This window comes from Paenibacillus salivarius, from assembly GCF_051307165.1.
Lineage (GTDB): Bacteria > Bacillota > Bacilli > Paenibacillales > Paenibacillaceae > Fontibacillus.
In genome coordinates, this window is sequence record NZ_CP195592.1 from 2925204 (window position 1) to 2951581 (window position 26378).

Consider the following 26378-nt stretch of genomic DNA (forward strand, 5'->3'; position numbering starts at 1 on the left):
TAATAAAATGGGGTAATGTTCCTTGAGAAATCATATTGAGAGGAGAAATGCCGATGTCGTCAATGACGAAAAGACTAACTGCAATCACCTTAAGCTGCCTGATCGCTTGGACCGCATGGCCCGGTTCGAGTCAGGCATCCGCAACTTCCGGGCAACCGCTCACGCCGAATGTGGAATGGAGTTCCACGTACGGAAACAATGCCGCATATTCCAAGGGAAATTCGGTCAACGCGGCCCCCGACGGAGGTTACGTCGCAGCAGGAAACATCATCGAGGAAAGTCCCTCCGGTTATTGGACCGAACAAAAAGGCTATATCGTCAAAGTGGATGAAAACGGCACTATTCAGTGGGAACAAACGCTGCAAATCGCTCCCGATGATGACTCTAAAGAAGGCGTTTCGGCCCTCCATGTTATTCCTACCGGGGATGGAGGCTATTTCGTCAGCGGAACGACGACGGACAGAACGTCTAGGCCGGCAACGGTTCCCTATTTGGCCAAGTTGGACAACCTGGGGAATATCGAATGGGCCGGTGCTTACGACGATTTTCCCGGCGGAAACCATAATGCCGAAAGCGCAGTGGAAACCCCGGATGGCGGATTTGTCGTGACCGGCTACAGCGCCAATGTTGCGGGCGTAGCTTCTGCCTTCCTGTTGAAAGTGGATGAAGCAGGAAACCAGGTTTGGTTTAAAAGATATCGATTTGGCGAAAATCAGTTCTTTAATGAAGTGTTGAATACGCCGGACGGCGGATTTTTGGCGGTGGGAAGAGTTGACGATGTCATGAGCTCCGATTACGACGCCTCCCTCATCATCAAGCTCGATCACGACGGAGAAATTGAATGGGAAAAACAGCAGCTCATCCCCAAAAGCGGACGTACCGCATACTCGGCGCAATTGACGCAAGACGGAAACTATATGATTGCCGGGACTATGCGCAAAGACGGGCAGCAAGCGGTGTTTGTGCTTAAAGCGGATACCAGCGGAAATACCATTTGGGAAAAAACGTTTACACCCGAAGATGGATCTTTCATTTTGAACCAGCTATCGGTCACTTCCGACGGATACGCACTTATAGGATCCCATTCGACCGGCAGCTATCCGAATACTCATCGTCAATACCAAATCTACCGATTGAACGAGGATGGCGAAGTTACGGCAAATCTGCGATTTGAAGGGCCCGGGCTTACTTCGGCGGGCAAAGGCACGGTAACGGAGGATGGCGGCTTCCTTATGGCGGGGCAAATTAAAATAAACGACCTATCTCGGATGCAGCTCATCAAAGTTTCGGGGGAAGGACAGGAAACGCCTCCGGTACAATTGACACGGATCCGCTTTACGGACCCGGCACAAGAGCTTGGCATCGGAGAGCTTAAGACCAGTGTCGTTGAGGCCGTATATACCGATGGATCGACGGCGGAAGTCACGAACCAATCGGTCCTTATCTCTCTCAATCAGGAGGTAGCTACCGTGAATACCAAAGGAGTCGTTACCGGCTTGGCTCCCGGAACGACGGAAATCATCGCTGAATTCGGCGGATATACCGCGAGTCTGCCGGTCACGGTAACCGATGTTCCGACAGAAACCCCTGGACGCTTTTACCTCGATTCCGAAGATTATTCATTGTCGGTCGGTAGTGAATTGGATATCCAAGCCCTTTTCACGGATGCGTCGGGGAACACTTCTGTTGTGAACGATGAGACCCGGTTTACGATTGCCGATCCCGAAATTGCGGAGATTGACAATCACGGTATGATTACCGGTTTAAAGCGAGGGCTTACCCTAGTAACGGCAAATTATAAGGGACAAACCTTCACGGCAAGTTTGCTTGTCGTAAACCCTTTTGTGCCGCCAGGGCTGGCCGATGAACAACAGCCGCAGATACCGGGGACTCCCGGGTTGAGCGTTGAGCAGGAGACGCCGTTATTCGAAGCACCTGAGGTGCCTGATGTCGACGATTCAGCAAACCCTCACCCGGAACCTGAAGCCCATAACTGAGCGAGAGAATCCAAATTTCCCGAAAAGCAGGAAAAAGCCGCCGATATGGCGGCTTTTCCATTTTCAATTATAGAGCGGCGTCATCTACGCGATTCAGCCATTCTTCGATACTGCCGATAACCGACGTGACGCAACCTTCCTCAAACGGCGAAATCAATCCGGCCACCTTCACAAGTTCGGTGAACGATTGGCTGCCGCCTTGACGGCATAGATGCAAATATTGGTCCCAGGCTGCTTCCCGATTTTCGTGCATCTTCTTCCAAAACTGAAATGCGCAAATCTGTGCCAACGTATAATCGATATAATAGAACGGAGTATTAAAGATATGGCTCTGTTTTTGCCAGAAGCCGCCTCGCTCCAGGTATTCGTTATCCGCATAGTCGCGGTGAGGCAAATACTTACGTTCAATCTCCCTCCATGCTTGCTTGCGCTCCGCCGGGGTGGCATCCGGATTTTCATAGACAAAATGCTGGAATTCATCGACGGTTACGCCGTAAGGGATAAATAGAAGTGCGCTTGCCAAATGGTCGAAGCGATATTTATCGGCCTCCTCCTTGAAAAAAAGATCCATCCAAGGCCAAGTGAAGAACTCCATGCTCATGGAGTGGATTTCGCAAGCCTCGTAAGTCGGAAAACCGTACTCCGGTACTTCAAAACTCCGGCTTTCATACACCTGGAAGGCATGGCCGGCTTCGTGTGTCAGTACATCAATATCTCCGGACGTTCCGTTAAAATTCGAAAATATAAACGGTGCCTTATACTCGCTAATGTAAGTGCAGTAACCGCCGCTCTGCTTGCCTTTTTTTGCCACGAGATCCATAAGGCCGTTCTCCTGCATGAAAGCGAAAAATTCGCTAGTTTCCTTCGAAAGCTCCGAATACATCTTCGCCCCGTTCCCGACAATCCATTCCGGATCTCCTTTGGGCGTTGCGTTGCCCGATTTGAAGGCGAAATTCTCATCGTAGTAGAGCAGTTTATCCACGCCGATCCGGTTCTTTTGACGCTCCCTCAGTTTGGTAGCGACAGGAACGATATACTCAAGCACCTGGTTCCGGAATTGGGCCACCATGTCGGCATTGTAATCCGTCCGAGCCATCCGTGCATAGCCAAGCTCCACGAAATTTTCGAAGCCGAGCTTTTTCGCGATGTTCGTTCTGATTTTGACCAGATCATCATAAATGCGGTCGAGAGTTTCCTCATTTTCGGACATAAAACCGCTGAAGGCTTCCATGGCGCGTTTTCGCATGTCCCGATCCGTAGATTGCTGAAACGGAACCAACTGGGATAATGTCCGCTCCTCGCCTTCGAACGGAATTTTTGCCGAGGCGATAAGCTTCGCATATTCGGTCGTCAGCTTGTTCTCCTGCTGGAGATCTTCAATGACCTCGGGACTGAAGGTTTTCAGCGAAAGCTCGGCAAGGCGGAATAGCTGCCTTCCCCATTTATTCTCCAATTCTTCGCGGAACTTGGAGCCAACGAGTGCCCGATAGTATTCAGTGATATACTCCTGAACGATCGGACCCTTTTCGTCAAAGAAATCCTGTTCCTCTTTATAGAATTCGTCGTTGGTGTCGATCGAATGCCGAATGCTGACGATTTGCTGCAGGGTATCAAACTTGCTCCGCAGCTTGTTGATTTCCGTCATCGCCAGATCTTGCTCTTCATATGTAGCAGCAGACGTAAAGCCGTTCAACAGGTCTTTGAACTTGTTCCCGAAAGCATCGACATCCGGGCGTTCATAGACGTACTCGTTGAATTTCATCATGTTCACCTGACCTCTCACAAAAAAAGTTCTTAACAATAACGATATCGAACGTTCCTGAGACATGATGTGATAAGGCAAATCCTTAATCCGTTAAGGGCAAGGCTATTTCTCAGCCTCCTTCCATGGGCAGGCTTGTTCGCCTCCGGGTGTTTAAACTCTTGAAGGAAATCTTTGTCAGCAGTTAATCATCATTATACTAAATTCCCTTTTTCGATGACAATTCGGAAATTCTAATTACGAAAAATGCAAAGGACTGCTCTTTTGAGCAGCCCTTCGGTCCTTTTAAAATGTGATTGTGGCTCTCCAGGATCCCCCGCCTTGAGTGCTAGTGTAGGTGCCCGTAACGGTTTTGCCGTCTGAAGCGATCGTACCGGTATATTCGTAACGATGACCATCGCTGCTGTTTCTGCTTAAAACCTGGACATTGTTGCCGGATCTATTGATCGTCAATACCGCCGTAATATTTTGTGCACCATTCATTGTCCACCTTGCATCGAAAATATGACTGTTCCCTCTCCGCCTCCAGAGCCCTTTCCAACCGCCTTCTTGTTCATGCCATTCGACACCCAAAACATGCTGGCGTGCCGTACTCCCTGTAAGCTCGGCTGTTTCGGGGAGGAACCCGTTTTGAGGATACACAAATTGACCATACCCGTAATCGAAACCATAAGGGGCGTAACCTAATGGATTGTAATTGTACTGAACCATGGGAATTCTCATGGGAATTCTCCTTTGTTCCGGTTATTTAGCAACATAGTATGGTGGGTAATCGCCTATGGTACCTGCGAAAGTCTATTTTGGGCGCATGGGTGGAATCTGATATCCAATCATATTAATTAACATATTCAATATTATGTAAACTTTAATATCAAATCGTTTCTTAAGTTTCTCTTTTGGGCAAAATTGTAAAAAGCATCAAAGGTTCGGTACTTCTATTGTCGTCATGGCGCTCCGTTTCTGCTCGTCATTAATATGCGTATAAATCATCGTTGTTTCAATCGATGCATGCCCCAAAAGTTCTTTGACGACACGGATATCCACATTGTGATTCAGCAGCATCGTCGCAAAGGAATGTCGAAGCTTATGACAGGATAATTTCATATCGGTCATCTGGGGATGATCCTGTTTGAATGCCTCGAAAACCTCGGTCGTGATTTTTTGAATCTGACGAATCGATAACCTTCTCCCTTTTTGGGATACGAAGAAGGCCTCTTCCTTGGCACTATAAGGTTGAATGCGCTCCTCCCCTACTTTTACGAGATACTCCACAACCAATTCAGGCAGCGGAACTTCATTCCACTTCCGGCCCTTGCCCAACACTTCGAGCGTTCCCTTTTCTTTTTTGAAATGAGACAGATTTAGTCTGTGAACTTCACCTACCCGCAAACCGCAGTATCCCATAAGCAGAAAAATCGCCAAATTCCGATTCCGGTAACGTCCATCTACATAGGTTAGCAGCTTTTTGAGATCCTGCTCCTCCAGATAAACCGGCATCTTATTTTTCTCCGTTTTGGATTTCTTGACCTCTAAAGCGGGATTTCTTGTGGCCAGCTCAAAATCGATCAACGAGGCGTAAAACGAACGAAGCGCGGATAAAGTCCGATTTCTCGTTTTATCGCCGGCCGATGACTGCTTGGAAACCAGAAAACTGACGACATTTAATTTCCCTGCCTGTTGAACCGGAAGCTCTTCCAGCGAATATAAGTAATCATAGATCTCTCTCATATACTCTTTTCTCGTGGCTTCGGTATAACCGGACTGCTTCATCCAAATCGTAAATGCCTGGATCGGCTCCGAATAGACTTCTTCTATGTAATGTTTATTCATCGATGTAATCCCTCGTAACCATGATTAGTTTAACAAAATTATCCGGATTTCTAGCATTTTTATACAATTTTAAACCATAAAACTACCCGTCTTCTTCAAAACAAATCGCTTAAAAACGAAAGTGCGCAAAATACGTGTTTGGCGCACTTATTATAGCACGTATGTTCCCCGAAGGGAACAGTGCTAAATGAGGAAGATGAAATTTTATCCCCTCCTTCACCTAGCCGGGATTTCTCGCAAAAACAAAAAGCCCTCATCTTTGGAAAGATGGGGCTTTCTTAAACCTATGAAAATTGGTCAAACCATAGCAAGACTTCGACCGGTTTGTTTATGTTCCGGTTTCATCGCGCCTTCTCATATGATAATTATGATGAATGCCACTACAATAGATAAGAACATTCTTTTACCTCTTTTCATAGCTCATCACACTTCTAAATCCAGATTGCTATTTCTTAGCGACTCATAAACTTATTTACTATGGCTCCAAATCCCTTAGCTGCTTTGACAGTATCCAGCCTATTCATTGTTTTTTCATCAAAGGAAATACCACCTACAGCAATATTTTGCTCAAGATGCCTGATTGAAGTTGTGCCGGGGATGATTAGAGTATTGTCAGCATGTTGCAATAACCAAGCTAAGCCAACCTGTACCGGTGAAACGCGCATCTCTTTTGCAACCTCTTGTACTACAGGATCGGCAGTAACTTTTGCTGAACCGGGAAGTCCTCCTCCAAGGGGAAAAAATGGAACCCAAGCGATTCCTTCCTTTTTACACAATTCAAGAATAGATTCCTGACTGCGCGAAGTAAGGTTATATAGATTTTGTACACAGACAATTCCTGCGGGTAATGCCTTCTTAAGTTCTTCGAAACTCACCGAACTTAAACCTATTGCACCGATCAATCCCTCGTCTCTTATAGCAATTAGCTCTGCCATTTGATCGTCAAAATTCACCTTTTGGCTTGGTTTCAAAGGAAATGTACCCGGCGCTATACGTCTGAAATTTACAATATCCAGATGATCTTTCTTCAGGCTTCGAAGATTATCCAGTATGTGCTGACGTAATTCTTCCGGACGCTGAGCCGGAAGCATCGGTACTGGTCCTCTTTTGGTCGGTTTTGCACCGATCTTCGTTACAAATACGGCATCCTTCTCTTTGCCCAATTCCTCTGCAAGATAACGATTAGCAATGCCGTTTCCGTAGAATTCTGCTGTATCAAAATGATTTACGCCAAGCTCATAAGCTTTTCTTAAAACAGCTTTTGCATCGGCTGCTTCTTTTACTTTGGGAAGCTGCATGGTTCCATAGCCCACTCTTGCTACTTCAATTCCTCCAAGATTATAAATTCCGCCCGGTCGATTTGTGTTTCCATTCAAATTTGACATCATGAATCTCCTTTGATTTTTAGTGTTTACATTTTACACTGTATACTATTATATATTTTTTAATGCAGGTTTCCCTGCATTAGATACTCTCTAATTATCATTCTCAGTCATAGCAGATACTAGCTTTTGAATAAGCCTTACTACTTCTTTGGTTTCTTCTTCTCCCAGACTTTTAAATGCACCTACCATCATGTTATAAACAGAATCCATTTCCGACATGATATGTTCTTTTCCGGCATCTGTGATCGTTACAAGAATGTTTCTGCGATTTTCTTTATCAATTTCTCGCTCAATCGCCCCCTTTTTCTCAAGTGTTTTAAGAATCGATGATATGCGGCCCTTAGTGGTATTCATTGTCTCGCTAAGATATGTCGGTGAAACAGGACGCTCACTTCTAAGCAGGATTTTAAGCACAAAATTTTCTCCTTGGGAAACCCTGGCTATTTTTGCTAAAACACTGAAGTCATTGCCCACCATCATCTGTTCAAAGGCTTTGATTGCATCCATGACATATTCAGGTTCGACTGGATTTAATATATTTTTCAAAGTTAACACCTCTTCTATGGCAGAAAGTTTACACTACAAACAATTCCTAGTCAACACCATTTTTTAAACACCCAGCCGATGGCCTTTATTCGAGCATATATTGGGTACGACGTGTCGGCAAAAGGTTTTCGGAAAACTTGAGATGGTCTTAGGTGGTAAGATAGCTGAAAAAGTCGATTATTAACAATGGCGCCTTCATGAGAGATAGCAGCCTTCATAAAGATGAAATCCGCCTACCCTAAGGAAGCGGGTGTTTACTTCAACTAACCTGCCTATTAGCTTAACAAAAAAGAGCAGCTACCTACCGGTAACAGCTCTATATTGAAATCAACTAACATTTCCCGTTATCGTGTATTCAGCGATTTTTTGCTACGTCCTGCCAGTTCGTATTTATAAGGATCTCGGCGTCGTCACCAAAAAATGCATTTCCCGCTTGCTTATCGCCTTTCAGCCAATACATAAACCAAGCTGTCATATATCCATCAGTATGGTTCAGCATTTCGCCGTGATCAGTGTTTACGGGTGCCTTCTAATCAGTAATCGGAACATGTTCTTGTTCCTCGACCTCTTTCCTCTTCCAGCAACTCTCACCTCATCTTTGTAAGTTGATTCATTGCTTCATATTCTTTGCTTGCTAATTCCAACAGAATCTCTGAAGCCTGGTTTAAAAATCGTAGTTCCTGAGTTTCTCCAGCTTTTTTGATAAGCTTAGATACTTCCTCCCACATCGGAGCAATTTCGGAAAAGAGATGATATGCATTTTGAAGAGAAGCATCATCAAATAGATTTAAACACTCTTCTAAGAAATCTCTGTACATATTTCTAAATAGAGAGCCTCCGGTTCCCCCACGCTCCATTAAAGTAGCTGTTAGCACCAGGTCATCTTCGATATTTCCGCTTCTTTCAAACCACTTATTAATCTCCACACTTGTTTTCATAATGCCTTTATAGCCCAAATTTTTTATGGGTGGATGAATATAATCAATTGCGTTATTTTTGATTGCTTTTGTAATAACATCCTTAAGATGGGGTACCTTCTCTCCTTTCTTGATTATGTAAGATAAATTATTTGAAGACATTTGACCTTTTTCGTTTCTGGCCAGCGCTAAATTATCAAGACTTGTTTTTACCATTCCCCCCTGTTGATTGGTATCTACTAAGTAAGCATAACTATCGTCATATCCGTACATGGCCACATAATGACCTGCAAAATGCACCTTGTTTGTGAAGTAATCCAGGTGATAACTGTCAAGCTTCAACCCTACTATACTTCCTTGATCTATGTTCTCTTTCACATTTTCCCATGCTTTTTTAAGGGATGAAGTCTCTTTCACTTCCAAATGAAGATTTAAGTTATTGACGATATTACGGGTAAGAAGATCCGGTTTTATCCTTCCCCCGATAAACGGAAAGGCCATATTTTTCATATCCCAATAGATAAAGCCCAGCCCTTCGCCAATTCCAAACAACATCGCCTCGGACATTTCGATTCCTAAGCTTTTCAGCAAGGTTCCGGTAGCAGTTGTTTCGCAGTGTTCACCGGAAAAAGGAGAAAAATTCTTTATGATCATACATCCATCCTCCTATCATCATTCTTCTTCAATAAATCCTTGATTAACATTTCCGTAAACTCAATTTCATGTGTAATCAGCAAAAGAGGATGTTTGAATAATGCTTGTACGTGCATAGGTAGCTTTACTCCACCTTGTGATACAAACTTTGCATTAATGTTGTTAGCAACTTGAGAAAGGAATGCATTTCTCTTTTGAAGAGCCGTCACAACTTCATCAGTGGTTAAGCATGGAATGCCTGCAAGCGCTAAATCAAATCGATGATCTCTTTCACGTGAAGATGATAAATAGTCCAGAGTCGTCTGTTTTAATACTTCCACACCCTGACTTGTTACTTCAAATTTCCTTGGCATCGGCCCTTTGCCCTGTTTGGTTGTATCTAAATAAGAATGAACGAGTTGCTTGTTATTTAATTTTTTCAAACCGACATAAATAGAAGTAGTCCCCATATCTCCCCACTCCCTGTAGCCTCGTTCATTTATTAATTGATTGATTTCATAACCGGAAACTTCCTTCCGTTCATAGATAATCTGTAAAAGCATAAATTCAACGTTCGTGATTTCCATAACATATCCTTCCAAAGTTATTCTATACCGTAATATTACATCGGTGTAATATTACGGTCAATTGAATTATTTAATGAAATGTGGTGTAAAACTTTGCCTTGTCGATACTTAATCTTCCCCTTCTTTCCATGTTAAAAACACGGCAGCTTTCGTTTCCGCATCTCAAAGATATTTTGCAGAGTATGGATCGCAGCAAGGTTCTGATGCGGAATATCAAAATGTTCCTTCTGACAATGAAGAACCTGATCAAAATGCATGGCCACAATACCCTACTTTGTCGTCAAGGGATTTAAACCTAGACGAAAAAGGCTGCCGAGAATTGTTCGACAGCCTGATAACTCCGATATTGTGTTGTGCCTCTGTTTTTTATTCCATCGGTCTCAACGGCTTCAATCTTGTCGCTCGAAATAAACCGTTTGCCAGCATAGGCGTCCATCGGGCCGCGCTTGGCAGGAGCTGATGAACGACAGGCTTATTCATAAGCCATTGCAGCAGGCTGCCCCATTTTAATGGGCCGGCGAATTCTTGCCGGATCGCTTGCGAATAGCGTTGCTCCCATTCCAGTAAAGAAATGCTTCCCCGCAAAAAATGGTCGACGAGCGGAGCGCATAAGGCAGCCGAGCGCGTCGCCATAGACATCCCGTCACCGCACAGCGGAGCGATCACCGCGGCAGCATCGCCAATTCGAGGAAGACCGTTCCATGGCGAAGGCTTATGCTGGAGATAGACGGGAGCAATAGCAGCTTGCGTTTTTTGGACCGGCACAGCGGTTGCAAGCCGCTCGGCCAGTCTCCGGTTGCGTCGCATCGCCGCTTCCAGAATAGACAACACCGATTTGCCCGTCTTCACAAATTCGCTGCGGTTCAATAGCGCCGCTGCATTCACACTGCCATCCTCCACCGGACACAATCCTAAATATCCACCTTGGAAAAAATACATTTCGATCACCGGTTCCATCCTTACACCGGCATAATGGGTTTTAACGCCAATATAGGCTTGCCGGCCCAAACCGGTTGCATCCGGGCGATGTCCTGCATTCACAACCCGCGAATTTGTTCCCCAAGCCGCAATGACAGCCCTGGCATGGAACAGGTTCGTATTGCTTCCGTACTTCGTTCGAACGGTGTAACCTGATCCATGCTGCTCAATTTCAGTTACCGTGGTCGATAGGTGCAGATGAGCTCCAGACTTCATCGCGGCTGTATGCAACGCCTCATCCATCCTATATCGGCTAAGTCCCCAGGCCGCACCAGGGATCGGAAGCTCAATTTCACCGCCCTGCCCGAAGATGAGCCTTGCCCGTTCAATCCGCGCCGGACAAAGAGACTCGAGCGTATCGGTTAATCCTAGAGCTTGCAACGTGCTCCGGGCTTCTGGCGAGAGGAATTCACCGCATACCTTATGACGCGGGAAAGTCCGCCGGTCAATCATGGCCGTCTCCCACTGGCGATCCGCGAGTACCTTAGCCATACAGCTTCCCGCGATACCTCCCCCGAGTACGATAACATCTACAGAATGCTCCAAATCGATCAGCCCCGTCCGTTTAAATATGAATCAGGCTTGCCGATTACGACGGCATAACGAAACAATGGCCTCCAGGAATACAACATCTGATTGACCCCCAATACCTGCTTAAGACGCTTCCAATCCTGAGAGCGGAAGCCTTTCGCCACGGACAATGGGCCGTCATTCAAAATATACCTGTTCGATGAAATAGCCCGGGTTGCAAGCCATACCGCAGCCCAAGCGATCCAGTGCCGATGGATATCATTAACGACAACGCCGAGCCGGGCCGCCCGAAGCATGCTTGCAATCGCATGGGGGAGCTCTTCCTCCGAAAAATGATGCAGAAACTGTGTTCCAGTCACGATATCCGTTATCGCCTCAGGGAGCGAAAACAAATTTCCGCGTATGACCTGAACGCGCGGCTCATCCAGATACAATTGTCGCGCTTCCGCGCAAGCTTCTTCTGTCAAATCGACCAACGTAATTTTCAAGGTAACGCCTTGCCTCGATGCCCACTGCAGAACACGTCGATTCACATCGCCTGATCCTGCACCGATGTCTGTAATGGATAACCGTTTCGGTTTGCCCGCCTCCTTCCACAATTGCTTTATTCCATACAGCGTCGGCGCGCTTGCCGCAAACAGCCGATTCAATCGGCGAAGCTCCCGTAATGCCTCACGTAGCTCCTCACCACCATTAGTGAAATCATCCATGAGTTCAGCCGCAGACGCCCGCTGACGCAGCTTAGGAAACATATTCCGTTTTCTCCTTACTGCGCTCGGATGGCACATTGGAAGCAACATAAGTAATTTGGATCATCTCCGCCGTCAAACCTGGACCGAAGGCTAACGCAAGTCCGGATGCCCGCTCCGTACCTCGCTCCTGCAGTTGTTCCCTCATTTTCTTCATGACGAACAAAATCGTTGCGGAGGACACATTACCAATTTCTCGCAGGACACCGAGACTTGGCTCAACCTGTTCATCCCTCAGACCGTACTTCGATTGCAGCGCTTCAACAATACCCTTGCCTCCCGGATGAATCGCCCATAATTCGGGAGGCTCGTCAACACCGAGATACGCTACTTCGGCCGGAACATGATTGCCTATCAATTTCGGAATATTCGGGGACAGATATAAGTCAAACCCATCATTACCGATCTCCCAAATCATTTCATCGGCACTTTCAGGCAGCAGCACCGAACGAACATCACCAAGCTGATAAACATGCTTTTGTTCCGAGGCTGCCGCACCGACGACGCAAGCCGAAGCTCCATCTCCGAAGAAAGAAGCGCCGAACAAAGCTTCCCGATCCTCGGAAGGCTGGATATGTAGAGTGCACAATTCCACGCACACAATCAACACGTTTGCCATCGGATCGCCGGACACCAGCTGCTTCGACAAACAGATCGCCTTCATCCCGGCTGCGCATCCGATGAAAGTGAGCGGGATTCGCATGACCGAAGGCGCAAGCCCAAGCTCGCGAATCAAGGCCGCATCGATGCCCGGCAGGAATTGCCCGGTACAGCTGACCGTGATCAGGTGTGTGATTTGCTCGGCATCCATCTTTGCATCCGCTAAAGCCGCTCTCGCGGCAGTTAAAGCGAGGGGGACGGATTCCCGCTTATAGACCGCCATCCGTTCTGTCGTCGACGGTACTTTCGAACGATCTTCTTGCGGCAAATAACGGCATGCCGAGGCTTCTTTTAGCAGCTCAGGCTCGCATGTATAACGGGTTTCGACTCCGCATTGCTTAAATATCCTTCTGGCCCAACGGCCAGAATCCGGATTTCCGCTAAGCCCGTCAACAATCCGACGTGCCGTATCAGCCTGGTCCATGCGATGAGGCGGCAACGCGGTACCGATTCCTATGATAGCAATCATTGGTTTTACAGCTGGCATAGCATCATTACCTCCTTCATATACGTTAGCGGCTTCAAATCAACGACACTCCATATCATTCCAAAGCCGTTCTCATCAGCTTGCCCAACTAATGAACATGACAAAACCCAGCCCGACTCGGACTGGGTTGTCGACTTTTTCAAAATGGCTTAACGACCATAAGCAACAATATGGCAATCATCAGCAGTTGTGCTGCCGTCTCGATCGGTGTAATCTTTTTTATCAGTTGTCCGAACTCGGTGGGTATTCCACTCCCCTGGTCTTGAATTTCAGGTATGATCTTTATGATCTTTTTCATACGCGGTTCGATCCATCCGTCGATCACGAAGACCATGAGCAGTGATAGAAGGATCGATACATTCAGCCACATTTGGGACAATCCCATCTTGTTAATGATCATAAGCCAAACTCCGGTTAAAATAAGTACGACTCCGCCAATTTTAGGGATGATGGCAAGCTTGGTCGTTAAATCAAAAGCAAAGTGCAATTGGCCGACGTTTCTAGCGGATCTTCGAATAATGGGCATTACAAAAGCGGGTCCAATAATGGCCATCGAAGCCAAGATATGCAAAACAATCAGTAAACTAAACAAACCCATGATCCCCCTTCTCCTTAGCGCGCCGTAATACTGCTATTGCTTTGATAGGCTAGGCCAACCCTTTTTCTTTTAAACGGACCTCCGAGCTCCATATGGTCCAACATACACATAACGACATCATCATAAGCCACGTTCAACTCTTGAAATCGGCTGAATAAGTGACCGGCTATCTCCGCCTCGGAATAGTCCTTGACCGTCTCCGGCATCGGAACAGGCAAGGTTTCCGTTGTTACATGTAAATGAACGGATTCCGTATGCTCGATCAAATCCATCATGGTTCCCGGGCACATTATGGACCAATCGAGCTCAGTCTGTTGTAATCTTTCGAAATTCAGGTTGTGGTTTCTATATTCAGGCGGGAAGCCGGGTAAATTGTTGCCGATAAGATTCGTATATGGAATATCCAGCAGTCCGGCTCCTCCCATCATCCATACCCGCCCGGAAAAACTAGGTTGGAATTCACACTGGCTTACGATGTTATCGACCAAATGAACAAATTCTTCTCCCTGCCCCGCATGGCCGGCTGCAATAATGGCGGCGTCTTGATGCGCGAGCGCCTCACCGACGCTCACCGGGTTCATCATATCATCCACGATCACCTTCACATGCTTTACGGAATGCTCACCTAGTTGGCCAAAAAGCTTCTCTGAATTTCGCACAAATGCAGTCATTTCATGTCCCATTTTTACCCCTTGTTCCAACACTCTTTTCCCCGTATTCCCCGTCGCACCAAAAACAATGATTTTCTTTGTTCTTTCCTCCTATTTGTATGGACTCCAACATTTGGTTAATTCAAGCTTAGCATCGCTTTAAAATGATGTTAAGAACGCACTTTTAAGTTGGGTACTTACTTAAAAGTAAGCATGACAAGGGATTTAGGTTGTCGACAGGAAAGATAATGCTAAACAAAAGCTGCCAGGGAGTCGCCCGGCAGCTTTTGTTTTGAGTTTATTGAATTCGTGTACAAGTTCATTGAGGCAGCTTTATGAGGCAGATTCTTCATATTTCCGTTTATTATGCTTTTCTCCCCAAGCGCACATGACTTCCGCTACAGGAATCAAAGTCTTACCGTATTCACTAAGGGAATATTCTACTTTTGGAGGGACAGTTGGGTAAACCGTTCTATCAACGATGCCTTCACGTTCCAATTCCCGAAGATGTTGGGAGAGCATTTTTTGCGAAACATCGGGTATAAGCTTTTCCAGATCGTTGAATCTCTTTGTGGATTCAATCAAGTGCCATAAAATCATGGGTTTCCATTTGCCGTTTAAAACATGAATGAGTGTCTCGATTGGACATTCGCGCTGATGAATCATGGATGAATCATCCCCTTACTTATAAGTAAGTGCACTACCTAAAATTTAACATATCCAAATTTTACGATAGCTCTACAATCAAGTCAAACAATGAAACTAATCGTGTCGACATGGTAAATAAACTCCTAGTCATTGAGAAATACCCGGATCACGATATCCTGGTCATGATTGCCGAACCCGGATCCGTAAAGCGTAAATCCGCCTACATGAACGGCCTGCTCTTCAACCGCGAAACGAAGCGTCCAAAAGGGTTCGTCCAGTTTGCTATTCTCGATTTTCACGTCCGACATCCGCTCTCCATCCATATAAGTCCCCGTATCGTCAATACGAATGGTCTTCAATAATCCGTATTGGTTCACATTTCGATGCCACCACTTCGGTGTATATTTGCCGCGCGCGGCTCGTCCGAAATCGGCCGGACTTGTCCAAGTGCCAAGCCGGATGCCGTTAAACGTGAAGGTAATATCCGACGGCCAATGATCTCTCAACCCTGGCGCTTCTGAAGCGATTTCCATCGATATTTCGATGGCGCGGACGGTTTGACCGGGAAGGAGATAGTTCGGCGTTTTGTACTCCACATACCCCTTCCCGAACCAAAGTATGGAAGCTTGAACCCGCTCGGGATCAAGAAAATACCGAGGATCGTCCCAAACCCCGATTTCCTTTTCCAGCGTGCCGAGCCCGCAAGTAGGATGTACATCAAAAGCGGTATAATGACCGACCGAGATGGTTTGCTCTTTGATCTTATCGCTTCTGGCGGCCGACGGGAGTTCGATTTCGACGGATTGCTGTTTGAGAAAACACATTTTGTGCGTCCCTCCGTTTCGTCGGATCCTGCGGCTCCCGATAAGTTCGGCTATTTCAAGTTTTCTTACATGCATGGTCACGATAGAGGGACTGAGCTCTAACCTCTCCGCTAATTCCTTTACGCTCATATCTTGATCGGCGAGCAAGCCCATAATTCTCCATCTGACTTCGCTGGCCAGCGCTTCATATAAGGCCATATATTGGGGTTCCCCGTTTGCTTTGATCATGTCCATATTAACACCTTCATTCTCATTGAAATCACATTTATATTAATTTAGTGGATAATTGGCGAATAGGCAACCCTAATCATATTGAAAGATACCTGGCATTGGTGTTTAATTTTCTTAGCGGACAAACACAATTTAAAATTCTATAAATGTGAATTTACTAAAGAGGTGGAGAAATGAAATACAATAACCCGGTCATTAAGGGATTCTATCCGGATCCAAGCGTTTGCAAAGTCGACGATACCTACTATTTGATCTGCAGCTCATTTCAATTCTTCCCTAGCGTACCGATTTTCGAAAGCAAAGATTTATTGAACTGGAAGCAAATTGGTCATTGTCTGACGAGAAAAAGCCAGGTTCAGCTCGAAACGGTCACCAGCTCGGGAGGGGTCTTTGCCCCTACCCTTCGTCACCATAACGGGCGCTTCTACATGACGACTACAAACGACACGACCCGTCAAAATTTCTATGTGTGGACGGACGATATTTATGGAGAATGGTCCGAACCGATTTACGTGGATCAGGGCGGCATTGATCCGGACTTGTATTTTGAAAATGATAAAACGTATTTCATGAGCAACGGCTCCGACGATATTGGCGTTCCGGGGATCGTTCAGTGCGAAATCGAGATCGAAACCGGTATGAAGCTGACGCCAAGCCGTACGATCTGGCAAGGATCCGGGGGCCGTTATCTGGAAAGCCCTCATATGTATAAAATTAACGGCATGTATTATCTGCTGGCTGCCGAAGGCGGTACCGAATATGGTCATATGGAAACATATGCGCGAGGGGCTTCCGTGACCGGTCCGTTCGAACCTTATCCTCATAACCCGGTTTTGACGAACCGGAATTTAGGCGGCTATCAGCTTCAGGGCGTTGGGCATGCCGATCTGGTTCAGGACAATCAGGGAAATTGGTGGCTTTTCCATCTCGGCTTCCGGCAAACTGGCCAATGGCTGACATACCATCACCTTGGACGCGAAGTCTTTCTGACCCCCGTCACTTTCGACGAGGACGGCTGGTTTACGGCAGGCCATAATGGTACCACCCTATTGGCTTTTGAAACCGATCGAATTCCGGAGAGCGTCGTTCAAGTCGAAAAAAAATCATATACTTTTGAAAATACGGAATGGGATAAGGATTGGTGCTACCTCAGACATCCCCTTGAACAGAACTATCTTTTAGAGCAAAATAAACTCACTCTTCAAGGGACTGATGTCTCGCTGGATCAACCGGGCACGCCAACCTTTATCGGCATCCGTCAAAAAGACTTCGACGCGGTCATTTCATGCGATGTAAGCCTTGCGCAGGGAGAGGCCGGCATCACGTTATATATGGATGAACATCATCATTATGATTTAGCCGTGCTTAAAGGCGAAAACGGTTATAAGGTGATCGAACGCCTCAATATCGGCGATATTAAATCCGTCGAAAATGAAATCGACCTGGGAGATCTCAATCAAGCTACCCTGGTTATACGGGCAAATCCTGAACGCTATAACTTCTTCCTTAAAAAAGATGGCAACGAGATTCACTTAGGATCGGCCCAATCAAGATACCTTTCCTCCGAGGTTGCGGGCGGCTTTACTGGCGTAGTCATCGGTCTATATGCATATGGTCAAGGCTCTCAAGTCGAGTTTTCAAAATTTTTGTGCGAGTATCAATAAGGACTTCCGTAAAAAACAAAAAATCTCTGCTCGACTGCGAGCGGAGATTTTTTTATGACGGATATTTTCTTTTACGATTCCCTTCTCCAACTCATTGTCCCTCGCTTCAGTTCCATTCCAATATGATTTTACCCGTATTTTGATTGCTGATCATGCGCTGATGCGCCTCTTCCGCTACTGAAATCGGATAAACGGAGTCGATGATCGGGGAGATTTCCCTTTTATCAAACAAAGGGATCACGTCACGGACAAAATCAGCGGTCAGCCGGGCTTTGTAATCATCGCTTCGGGGGGTCAGGAGCGTTCCGGTTAATTGGACATACTTCGACATCAACTGCAACAGATCGATTCGTTCGACGAAATTGCCTCCCAAATTTCCGATCAGCACCCATCTGCCTTCGGAGGCAATGCTGTTGAAGTTCTTTTCCCAATAAGAGGCTCCTATAAAATCCAAAATCACGTCCACGCCGCGTCCGCCGGTCGCTTTCAGCACCTCTTCGTCAAAGGACTGTTCCTTATGATGAATAGCGGTATCCGCACCGAGCTTTGTGCAGAAATCAAGCTTGTCCCGGGAACCGGCCGTCACGATGACTTTCGCGCCGCGCAGCTTTTTGGCAAGCTGAATGGCGGCCGTCCCCACGCCGCTTGCGCCCGCGTGAATCAGAACCGACTCTCGTTCCTGCAACCTAGCGATCCAAAACAAGGTCTGATAAGCTGTTAAAAACACCTCGGGGATGGCTGCGGCTTCCGCAAAAGATAATCCATCCGGGATATGCATGGCCCGATCCGCCGGCATAGCGGCATACTCGGCATAGCCTCCTCCGTTTACCAACCCCATGACTCTGTCTCCGACGGAAAAAGAACTGCCTTCCACGGCTTCCACAACGGTACCTGCGATTTCTACCCCTAATACAGGACTGGCCGCATATGCGATTGCCCCTTTCCGGTGAGCGATATCGGTGCGATTGACGGCGGCGGCGCTTACCTTAACAAGCAGTTCTCCCCGCCGGGGCTTTGGAGGCTCTATTTCCGCTAGCCGAAGCTCCTCCGCCCCTTCCGAACGGTTTACGACAATTCCCTTCATACGTTTACCCCCGTTTTAAAGGCTTCCGCTTATTTAATCTTCTTTCCCGTAGCGCTTCAAAAGTTTATCCTTATGCGCCTCCGCGACTTGTTCCAACGAAACCTCGTACATGTTTGCCAACAGTATAATGTTCCCCAGAACATCGCCAAGTTCTTCAATCAGTTCTTGCTCTAATTCATTACGCACCCGCTCCGGTTCATTGGGACGATCCCTCCCGATTTCAATGGCCCGAACGGCTCTTGAAACTTCTCCGACTTCCTCCGTTAAGAAACCAAGCCTTATAAAAGGACCATAATCCGACCATTGCCGTTGTTCATAAAAATCTTTTACCCATTTTTGAAACTCGTTGAATTCCATCTGATTTCTCCTCATTTAACCGCATAAATTATTGGTATTCTATCCTTTACACATGCTAAATGTTGCGTGTTTACTAACAGGTTTTTGCCCCGCCGTCCTTACGGCGATTTTGCATACTTTTCATTGTCGGATAAGCTTCGTTCTTTGATACCCGGATCATTTCGCTCGGGAAAAACTTCTTAAAATACTTTTCAACTTTAAGATGGATATCCTTTCGATACCAATCCGACAGCCCATGGGTTTCGAATAGCTCGGGCATCCCTAATCGTTCCGAACGTTTTCCCAGGGAGCCGTCCCCGATATTCAGCGTATCGATCCAGATCCGGTCGACAATCCCCTCCAACACCTTCGGGAAGTCAGGCGTGAACGGAAGCACGGGAGAAATGGCGGCCTGAGTAAATATACCGGCATCATGCGCCGCTCTTAGCGCTTTCAATCGCTGCTTGATTCCGGGGGCGACGGGAGCAAAGATTCGTTTCATATCCTCACGGTCCGTTTCAATCGTCATGGAGACCAGCACTTTGCATCTCTCTTTTAAAACGACCAGCAAATCCAGATCCCTTTGCACAAGCGGACTCCGCGTCTGGATTTGCAGCAGGTCGGGCGGATGGTCGATCATTTCTTCCAGGATCCGCCGGGTGATTTCGGCTTCACGTTCTATAGGTTGATACGGATCCGTGGCCGATGACATGAAAATATGAACCGGTTTGTTTTTTCTACGCAGGTTGACGACTTCTTTCCGGTAATTTTCGGCCGCATTGATTTTGACGTCCACCCATTCTCCCCAGGAAACGTCTTTGAACTTTTGAATCGGCATTTCCCTCACGTAACAGTACTTGCAGGAAAATGCGCAGCCGCTATACGGATTTAAGGAATGGGTGAATCCGATGTTCAAATACCCCGATGCTTCACTGAGTATTTTTTTCGATAAAATCTCTTTAATCTCTGCGGGCATTCGAACCTGTCCTCCCATCGTTTGAAATGTTGGCTGTAGTTATTTTATCGCAAACCGGGCCTCAAAAAACAAGTTGAATCAAAACCATATACGCTACAGTACCGCTTACGATCGATAACAGCATATTCTTTTTCCAAAAATGAAGGATCGCAACGATGCCGATGGAAATCAATTCGGGCAATCCATGGTTCCCGGCAACGAAATTCGCATCCTTTATACTATAAACGACCAATAAACCTATGGATGCCGAGGGTAACACTTTGCCGAGATATTGCACATAACTTGGTGCAGGCCGATCCGCCGGAAAAATAAGAAACGGTAGAAATCTTGTCAACATCGTTCCCACGACGACCATGGCGATGGTAATAATTTGCTGTAGTAGAGTCATTGGATTGCACGTTCCCCTTCTTGCCCTTTATTTTTCTCGAGTGGATTTCTCATCAACGTCAGTACCAAAAGAATCAGGATCATGGATGGAATGATGAAATTATCGCCTTTAAAAATAAATAGGCACACCAGCGATAGTCCTACCCCCAGCAACGCGCTGTGGTGCTTGGATTCCTTCATCCATTGTTCAATAAAGATGACGACAAAAAGCGCGGTCATTACAAACTCGATTCCCTCCAAGTTGATGCTTACCACCGAACCGAGCAATCCGCCTAACGTTGCCCCCGCTACCCAATAAATGTGATTCAGCACGGTCACAAAGAACATGTACCACCCTTTATTCACGCCTTGCGGGATATTTGCCCCGTAATTGATGGAGAACGTTTCATCGCAAAGGCCAAAAATCAGATAGTATTTTTTCAAGCCGGTTCCCCGGTACTTTTCCAGCATCGATATTCCGTAAAAAAGATGGCGCGCGTTCACCATTAAAGCAAGGAATAGTGCACCTAACGGATTAAACGCCCCCAACAGCAGATTGACGGATACAAATTCCATCGACCCGGCAAAGATGAGCAGGCTCATAAAGAAAGCATACCCTACCCCAAAACCCGACACGTTCATAAAAATCCCATATGCAATCCCCAAAAATAAAAAACCCGCCAAAATCGGGATCGTGGACGGAAAAGCCGCTCGGAATGCCAATTTTATCTCTTTTTTGTTCGTCATGTTGCTCGTTTCTCCTCAGTATGGTTTCTCGTTTCTATTCCATGTCATTTTAACAGTGCAAAACCATACAATCAACGGTATAATTGTATGGATTACATTTTTGCGAGGGATATTTATGCCGATCAATTCTTTTATGGAATACCCTATGTCCTGGAAACCAGACAAACAATCGTTGAAACGTCCGCTCTATCTTTCGCTCGCCTCGTTGCTGGAGCATGACATCCTTAACGGCTATTTGGCACCCGGCACGAAGCTTCCGCCGCAAAGGGAGCTGGCCGATTTTTTGGATGCCAACTTAACGACCATCACGCGGGCATACAAGCACTGCGAGCTTAAAGGCTTAATATACGGCGTTACGGGGAGCGGTACATTCGTCTCCCCCAACGCGGCGCGATCCATTACCATTTCGAAAGATAAAATGCGGGAAGAATGCATCGACCTAGGATTGGTAGGCTCGTTTGAGCAAAACAGCAATATGATCGTCGCTGAGGCGGCAAAAAACGTCATGCAGAAAAGTTATTTGGAATTGCTTTTTGATTACAATGACCCTACAGGGATTCCGCATCAAAAAAAAGCCGCACTCAATTGGATGGAGACATTCGGGATTCACGCAAAAGCGGAGAACACGGCTATCGTCTCAGGAGCGCAAAACGCCTTGACCATTACGCTGCTGGCTTTGTTTGAACCTGGGAAACGGATCGCGGTCGACACGTTCACCTACTCGAATTTCATCGAGATCGCGAAAATGTTCCGGATTAAGCTGATTCCGATTCCCGGCGACGAGCATGGCATGCTTCCGGGGGAGTTAGATCATCAGTGCCGGCAATGGGACATCCACGGCGTGTTTTTGATGCCGTCCTGTTCGAATCCTACAACCGTCATGATTCCGAATCAGCGCAAGAAAGAACTCGCTGACGTCATTCGAAAACATCAATTGATTGTCATAGAAGACGATATCCATGCCTTTCTGTCTTCCGGGATGATCGATGATTACGGACAACCGATGTTTCAGCTTCTGCCGGAACAAACGGTTTATATTTGCAGCACGTCCAAATCGATCTGTTCGGGCCTTCGCATCGCGTATATCGTATTCGGCGATGCCTTCAAAGCAAAGATCATCGATGCGATATTTAATATCAACGTCAAAACGTCTTCGTTGGATGCGGAGATCATTACGGAACTGATTTTAACGGGTAAAGCGGATGCCATTGTCGATGAAAAAAAGCGTTTGGCGTTGGCTGCGAACCGTCTATTTTCGGAGTTGTTTCCCCAAGTTCCCCACCCCGGACATCCGCTGAGCCTGTTCCGATGGCTTCCTTTGCCGGGCAACGTGAACGGCGCGAGCATGGAGAGTTACTTTCTCGATAAAGGGATTCGCGTTTACCACTCGGACCGTTTTCTAAGCGGAGCCAGAATAAAGGACAACTATTTAAGAGTTGCGCTGTCGTCGACGGCTTCTTTGGAAGAATTAACAAGAGGCTTGGAGATTTTAAAGGATAACCTCTAAATATAAAAACAGCTGCTTTTTCGCAGCTGTTTTTATATTTAGACGAGTCCGTATTCCTGTGCCAACTGTTTGAAAGCTTCCAGGGAACGTTCCACTTTTTCGGTGGGTATGCAGTAAGCCATGCGGAAATATCCTGGGCATCCGAACGTATCTCCGGGAACGAGCAGCAAGTTGTATTTAAGGGCTTTCTTGCAGAAGGCAGCGGCGTCTTCTTCCAAGGCTTTCGGAAACATATAGAACGTACCGCCGGGCTGGATGCAGCTAAATCCCAACTCCGTCAGCGCTTTGTACAATATATTGCGGTTCGTCTCGTAGACGGACAGATCGCTGACTTGGTCGATCACTTCTGCAACGGCAAGCTGGATAATGGATGAAGGGCAATTGTGGCCGATTCCCCGCGAGATTTGGCCGCATATATTCACGATGGTCTCGGCTTCCTTGCAATCGGGATTCACCGCGATATAGCCGATCCGTTCACCGGGAACGGATAAGGATTTACTGAACGAGTAACAGGTAATGGTATTCGCATAATACTTGGCGATATATGGGGCTTCCTGTCCGTCAAATACGATTTCCCGGTAAGGCTCGTCCGAAATCAAAAAGATGTCGTGTCCGTATTCTTTCTCTTTGGCGCGTAAGATTTCCGCCAATCTTTCGATGGTTTCCTCGGAATACACGATGCCGGAAGGGTTGTTGGGCGTATTAATGAGCACCGCGGCCAGATTAGGCGTGATCATCTTTTCGAATTCCGCAAAATGGATTTGAAAATCATCCGTGTTGGGGGGGACGATTTTTAGCACAGCTCCGGTTGTATTAACATAAGGCCCATATTCGGGAAAATACGGAGCAAACGTCAATACCTCATCCCCATCCGTGGTGACGGCTCGGAGTGCATGGGCAAGAGCGCCTGCCGCTCCCGATGTCATAAAAATATGCTCTTTGCGGTAATTCACCGAAAAGCGCCGTTGCAACGAAGCGGCTACTTTTTCCCGAACCGACGTAATTCCCAAACTTGGGCTATATCCGTGAACCTCCCCCGGATGCTCGCTTTCGGCCAGGCGGAGCAATTGCTTCGTGAAGTCCTCCGGGACCGGAACGCTGGGGTTGCCAAGGCTATAATCAAACACTTGGTCATAACCGATTTCTTTGGCCTTTTCGGTCCCGTACTCGGAAATTTCGCGAATGACCGACTTTTGCCCTAGCATACGTTTATATTTTTCTGAAATCATCCTTCCCTATCCTTTCCGCATTGAATTTATTTCCCATGATAACGATATTCTGTTGCCGCGTAAACCTTTAATTCTTTCAATGCCTCGTTGCCGCCGGTCCACACATTTGAGATAATGCAAACTATCTGATTTGATCCCGAAGGAGTGATTGACATGAAATTCCGTCGACTCGGCGGCAGCGGCCTCCAAGTATCCTCGTTAGGCCTCGGTACGAATGCGTTCGGCAAACGCGCCGATGAAGGAACGTCGATTCAAATTGTCCATTGCGCCTTGGACAACGGCATCAATTTTATCGATACGGCCAACATTTACGCGGGTACGGAATCCGAAAGAATCATCGGCTTGGCACTGAAAGGAAGACGGCATGAGGCCGTGCTTGCGACCAAAGCCGGACTTCCTGCGGGTCATGGCCCCAATCAAAGCGGCTCCTCCCGTTATCATCTGCAGCGGGAATTGGACGACAGCCTCCGGCGCCTGCAGACCGATTATGTCGATCTTTATCAGATTCACACTTTCGATCCCTATACGCCTTTGGAAGAAACGCTCCGAACCTTGGACGATATGATCTCCTCCGGAAAAGTCCGCTATATCGGTGCGTCCAACTACGCGGCCTGGGAATTGATGAAGGCGCTGAGCGTGAGCGAACGGCAGCGGTATGCACGCTACATTTCCACGCAATGCAGTTATTCTCTGGCCGATCGTACGCCGGAAAAGGAACTCGTCCCTCTTTGTCTGGATCAAGGAATCGGCATGATTCCTTACTTTCCTTTGGCCGGCGGGATATTAACCGGAAAGTATGCGGATGACCGGAAGCCTGCGGGCTCAAGAGCCGACACCGATCCGAACTTCACCAAATTCCTTACGGAGGAGCGGATTCAGCTTGGTATCGAGATCAGCCATTTGGCAACGGAACTCGGCACCACCCCTACCGCATTGTCACTGGCTTGGCTCATGCACCGGCCCGCCGTCTCCACCGTCATTGTCGGGGCGACCCGGGTCGATCAACTGCAGGATAGCTTGGAGAGCGTTTCGTTAAACTACGATGCCGAGACGGAAAACAGGCTGAATGTAGCGAGCAGCCGGTTTGTTAACAGCGAGCCGTTTGCGGTCTATCGGCTTCCTGAAAGATAACCATCCATATGAAAAACGACATCCGAATACCGGTTGTCGTTTTTTCGTTTGGAGATCTGCTGACGATTTACTCGTTTTTTTCGGCGTAAGTAAAACCCGGATACTTCACTACCGGCCATTTTTCCTTTCGAAGCGCGCTCATTAAATCGGGGTTCGCATGTAAGTTCTCTTTCACCAACTGGTTTGGCGTCAGCGCCATCCATTGATTCAATGATACATCTTCAAAAAGGTCGCTCCTGAACATTTCAAGAAACCACAAGCTCGTTTCGCCCGTGTTTTGGATGTAATGTCCGAAAGCGCGAGGGATATACCCTACGTCACCCGCCCGGTAATCGAAAGTGCGTGCCGTGCCTTCTCCCGCAAAGACCGTCATGCGCCCCTTCCCCGAGATATAGTACTGCCACTCGTCGGCGTTCGGATGCCAGTGCAGCTCCCTCATCCCGCCAGGTTTCACTTCGACCAAAGCTGCCGCGACCCGGGTTGAAATCGGAAAGTTTCTTGAATCCACGATGCGTACGGTACCGCCCGGAAAAACGAGCGGTTCCTGGGCGAGCAAACGGTGCGAGAAGCTCAGCGGCACCGTACCGTAAGGATCCGGGACCTGCTGGGTGCCCAGTGGTCCCGGGATGGTTCCTTGAAAAATATACACCTGTTGATCCGGTATATGATCAAACGCGCTTTGTGGCACGCCGAAATTCGCCGAAAGCACGTCCTTCGGCGTATGCGCGAACCAGTCGGAAATCGATAACGTATTGAGATCGGAAAAGCTGCCGTCATCAAAAACGAGCAAAAACTCGCAGCCTTGTTCCAAGCCTTGGATCGAATGCGGGATTCCGGGCGGGAAATACCACAAGTCGCCGACGCCGACATCGGCGATAAAGTTTTTTCCGTTCTGATCGACCGCCGTAATGCGTGCCTTGCCCACAAGCATGATCGACCATTCCGCTTGTTGATGCCAATGCAGCTCGCGAACGCCGCCCGGTGTCAAAGCCATGTTCACGCCAGCAAGGGTCGTCGCAATCGGAAGCTGCCGAACGGTAACCTCACGGGACCATCCGCCTTGATTCAGCTGCATATAGGTGTCGGAGAAAGAAAACTTGAGGTTCGGAAGCGTGCCGGCATCGGTGGTAGGCGGGACGAACATATCGGGATTTTCAAGGTCCCGCATCACGTCGCGAGGTCCTAAATCCCACCAACCGGCTCCGTCTTTTCTTATAGGTTGAGGGTTGCCTGCAGGCTGGCGACTCTGTCCAGGATTCATCATCATTCACCCACTCTTCTCTTCGTCTAACTAAAAACTATTCAAAGAATGAAGGATTATTCCC

General features: G+C 47.3%; 25 protein-coding genes. 4 read left to right on the plus strand and 21 right to left on the minus strand.

Going from position 1 to position 26378, the window contains the following annotated elements; genetic code table 11:
- Positions 1–53: 53 nt before the first annotated feature.
- Entirely contained in the window at positions 54–1997 is a 1944-nt protein-coding gene (locus ACSFXJ_RS13285; protein ID WP_435920834.1) for an Ig-like domain-containing protein, read from the plus strand.
- Positions 1998–2064: 67 nt separating this feature from the next.
- Here the strand turns inward: ACSFXJ_RS13285 and ACSFXJ_RS13290 are convergent, their stop codons facing one another.
- The 14 genes from ACSFXJ_RS13290 to ACSFXJ_RS13355 form a co-directional block, all read right to left on the minus strand.
- Positions 2065–3759 carry a M3 family oligoendopeptidase gene (locus ACSFXJ_RS13290; RefSeq protein WP_435925757.1) on the minus strand — a complete coding sequence of 565 codons (1695 nt, stop codon included), beginning with the start codon at positions 3757–3759 and terminating at the stop codon, positions 2065–2067.
- Between the two features lie 285 nt (positions 3760–4044).
- Positions 4045–4482, minus strand: coding sequence for a hypothetical protein (locus ACSFXJ_RS13295; protein WP_435920835.1), 438 nt, complete (start codon positions 4480–4482; stop codon positions 4045–4047).
- Positions 4483–4677: 195 nt separating this feature from the next.
- Positions 4678–5589 (minus strand): tyrosine-type recombinase/integrase, encoded by a 912-nt coding sequence (locus ACSFXJ_RS13300; protein ID WP_435920836.1) that lies wholly within the window; start codon positions 5587–5589, stop codon positions 4678–4680.
- Positions 5590–6041: 452 nt separating this feature from the next.
- Positions 6042–6974 (minus strand): aldo/keto reductase, encoded by a 933-nt coding sequence (locus ACSFXJ_RS13305; RefSeq protein ID WP_435920837.1) that lies wholly within the window; start codon positions 6972–6974, stop codon positions 6042–6044.
- A 90-nt stretch (positions 6975–7064) separates the two neighbouring features.
- Positions 7065–7520 carry a MarR family winged helix-turn-helix transcriptional regulator gene (locus ACSFXJ_RS13310; protein WP_435920838.1) on the minus strand — a complete coding sequence of 152 codons (456 nt, stop codon included), beginning with the start codon at positions 7518–7520 and terminating at the stop codon, positions 7065–7067.
- A 587-nt stretch (positions 7521–8107) separates the two neighbouring features.
- Positions 8108–9091 (minus strand): BtrH N-terminal domain-containing protein, encoded by a 984-nt coding sequence (locus ACSFXJ_RS13315; RefSeq protein ID WP_435920839.1) that lies wholly within the window; start codon positions 9089–9091, stop codon positions 8108–8110.
- Positions 9088–9657, minus strand: a complete 570-nt coding sequence (locus tag ACSFXJ_RS13320; RefSeq protein ID WP_435920840.1) for a PadR family transcriptional regulator — start codon at positions 9655–9657, stop codon at positions 9088–9090. Before ACSFXJ_RS13320 ends, ACSFXJ_RS13315 begins: the two co-directional genes overlap by 4 nt.
- Before the next feature lie 366 nt (positions 9658–10023).
- Positions 10024–11181 carry an NAD(P)/FAD-dependent oxidoreductase gene (locus ACSFXJ_RS13325; RefSeq protein ID WP_435920841.1) on the minus strand — a complete coding sequence of 386 codons (1158 nt, stop codon included), beginning with the start codon at positions 11179–11181 and terminating at the stop codon, positions 10024–10026.
- Between the two features lie 5 nt (positions 11182–11186).
- Positions 11187–11918 carry a methyltransferase domain-containing protein gene (locus tag ACSFXJ_RS13330; protein WP_435920842.1) on the minus strand — a complete coding sequence of 244 codons (732 nt, stop codon included), beginning with the start codon at positions 11916–11918 and terminating at the stop codon, positions 11187–11189.
- Positions 11908–13062 carry a type III polyketide synthase gene (locus ACSFXJ_RS13335; RefSeq protein WP_435920843.1) on the minus strand — a complete coding sequence of 385 codons (1155 nt, stop codon included), beginning with the start codon at positions 13060–13062 and terminating at the stop codon, positions 11908–11910. Before ACSFXJ_RS13335 ends, ACSFXJ_RS13330 begins: the two co-directional genes overlap by 11 nt.
- 139 nt (positions 13063–13201) lie before the next feature.
- Positions 13202–13660 carry a DUF2269 family protein gene (locus tag ACSFXJ_RS13340; protein ID WP_435920844.1) on the minus strand — a complete coding sequence of 153 codons (459 nt, stop codon included), beginning with the start codon at positions 13658–13660 and terminating at the stop codon, positions 13202–13204.
- A 14-nt stretch (positions 13661–13674) separates the two neighbouring features.
- The gene (locus tag ACSFXJ_RS13345) at positions 13675–14403 is read right to left on the minus strand and encodes an NAD(P)-dependent oxidoreductase (protein WP_435925758.1); all 729 of its coding nucleotides are present in this window, start codon (positions 14401–14403) and stop codon (positions 13675–13677) included.
- Between the two features lie 240 nt (positions 14404–14643).
- Complete coding sequence (locus tag ACSFXJ_RS13350; protein ID WP_435920845.1) at positions 14644–14976, minus strand: winged helix-turn-helix transcriptional regulator; 333 nt, start codon at positions 14974–14976, stop codon at positions 14644–14646.
- Between the two features lie 125 nt (positions 14977–15101).
- A complete protein-coding gene (locus tag ACSFXJ_RS13355; RefSeq protein ID WP_435925759.1) occupies positions 15102–16010 on the minus strand; it encodes an ArsR/SmtB family transcription factor in 909 nt (302 codons plus the stop codon).
- A 176-nt stretch (positions 16011–16186) separates the two neighbouring features.
- Here ACSFXJ_RS13355 and ACSFXJ_RS13360 point away from each other — a divergent pair, with 176 nt between their 5' ends.
- Positions 16187–17677: a glycoside hydrolase family 43 protein gene (locus ACSFXJ_RS13360; protein WP_435920846.1), complete on the plus strand. Its 1491-nt coding sequence runs from the start codon at positions 16187–16189 to the stop codon at positions 17675–17677.
- Between the two features lie 106 nt (positions 17678–17783).
- On the opposite strand, the gene ACSFXJ_RS13365 is transcribed toward ACSFXJ_RS13360, so the two are convergent.
- The 5 genes from ACSFXJ_RS13365 to azlC all read right to left on the minus strand — a co-directional run bounded on the left by ACSFXJ_RS13365 (position 17784) and on the right by azlC (position 21186).
- Complete coding sequence (locus tag ACSFXJ_RS13365; RefSeq protein WP_435920847.1) at positions 17784–18761, minus strand: NAD(P)H-quinone oxidoreductase; 978 nt, start codon at positions 18759–18761, stop codon at positions 17784–17786.
- A 33-nt stretch (positions 18762–18794) separates the two neighbouring features.
- Positions 18795–19118 (minus strand): MazG nucleotide pyrophosphohydrolase domain-containing protein, encoded by a 324-nt coding sequence (locus ACSFXJ_RS13370; RefSeq protein WP_435920848.1) that lies wholly within the window; start codon positions 19116–19118, stop codon positions 18795–18797.
- Between the two features lie 73 nt (positions 19119–19191).
- Positions 19192–20073 carry an SPL family radical SAM protein gene (locus ACSFXJ_RS13375; protein WP_435920849.1) on the minus strand — a complete coding sequence of 294 codons (882 nt, stop codon included), beginning with the start codon at positions 20071–20073 and terminating at the stop codon, positions 19192–19194.
- Positions 20074–20134: 61 nt separating this feature from the next.
- The gene (locus tag ACSFXJ_RS13380; RefSeq protein WP_435920850.1) at positions 20135–20461 is read right to left on the minus strand and encodes a branched-chain amino acid transporter permease; all 327 of its coding nucleotides are present in this window, start codon (positions 20459–20461) and stop codon (positions 20135–20137) included.
- Entirely contained in the window at positions 20458–21186 is a 729-nt protein-coding gene (gene azlC, locus ACSFXJ_RS13385; protein WP_435920851.1) for an azaleucine resistance protein AzlC, read from the minus strand. The genes ACSFXJ_RS13380 and azlC overlap by 4 nt, the downstream gene beginning before the upstream one ends.
- Positions 21187–21301: 115 nt before the next feature.
- Between azlC and ACSFXJ_RS13390 the strand changes: the two genes are divergently transcribed.
- Positions 21302–22693 carry a PLP-dependent aminotransferase family protein gene (locus ACSFXJ_RS13390; protein WP_435920852.1) on the plus strand — a complete coding sequence of 464 codons (1392 nt, stop codon included), beginning with the start codon at positions 21302–21304 and terminating at the stop codon, positions 22691–22693.
- Between the two features lie 38 nt (positions 22694–22731).
- Here the strand turns inward: ACSFXJ_RS13390 and ACSFXJ_RS13395 are convergent, their stop codons facing one another.
- A complete protein-coding gene (locus ACSFXJ_RS13395; protein ID WP_435920853.1) occupies positions 22732–23922 on the minus strand; it encodes a pyridoxal phosphate-dependent aminotransferase in 1191 nt (396 codons plus the stop codon).
- 153 nt (positions 23923–24075) lie between these two features.
- On the opposite strand from ACSFXJ_RS13395, the gene ACSFXJ_RS13400 reads away from it, so the two are divergent.
- Positions 24076–25053 (plus strand): aldo/keto reductase, encoded by a 978-nt coding sequence (locus ACSFXJ_RS13400; RefSeq protein WP_435920854.1) that lies wholly within the window; start codon positions 24076–24078, stop codon positions 25051–25053.
- Between the two features lie 67 nt (positions 25054–25120).
- Here the strand turns inward: ACSFXJ_RS13400 and ACSFXJ_RS13405 are convergent, their stop codons facing one another.
- On the minus strand, positions 25121–26320 hold the full coding sequence (locus ACSFXJ_RS13405) for an oxalate decarboxylase family bicupin (RefSeq protein WP_435920855.1): 1200 nt from the start codon (positions 26318–26320) through the stop codon (positions 25121–25123).
- Between the last annotated feature and the right edge of the window lie 58 nt (positions 26321–26378).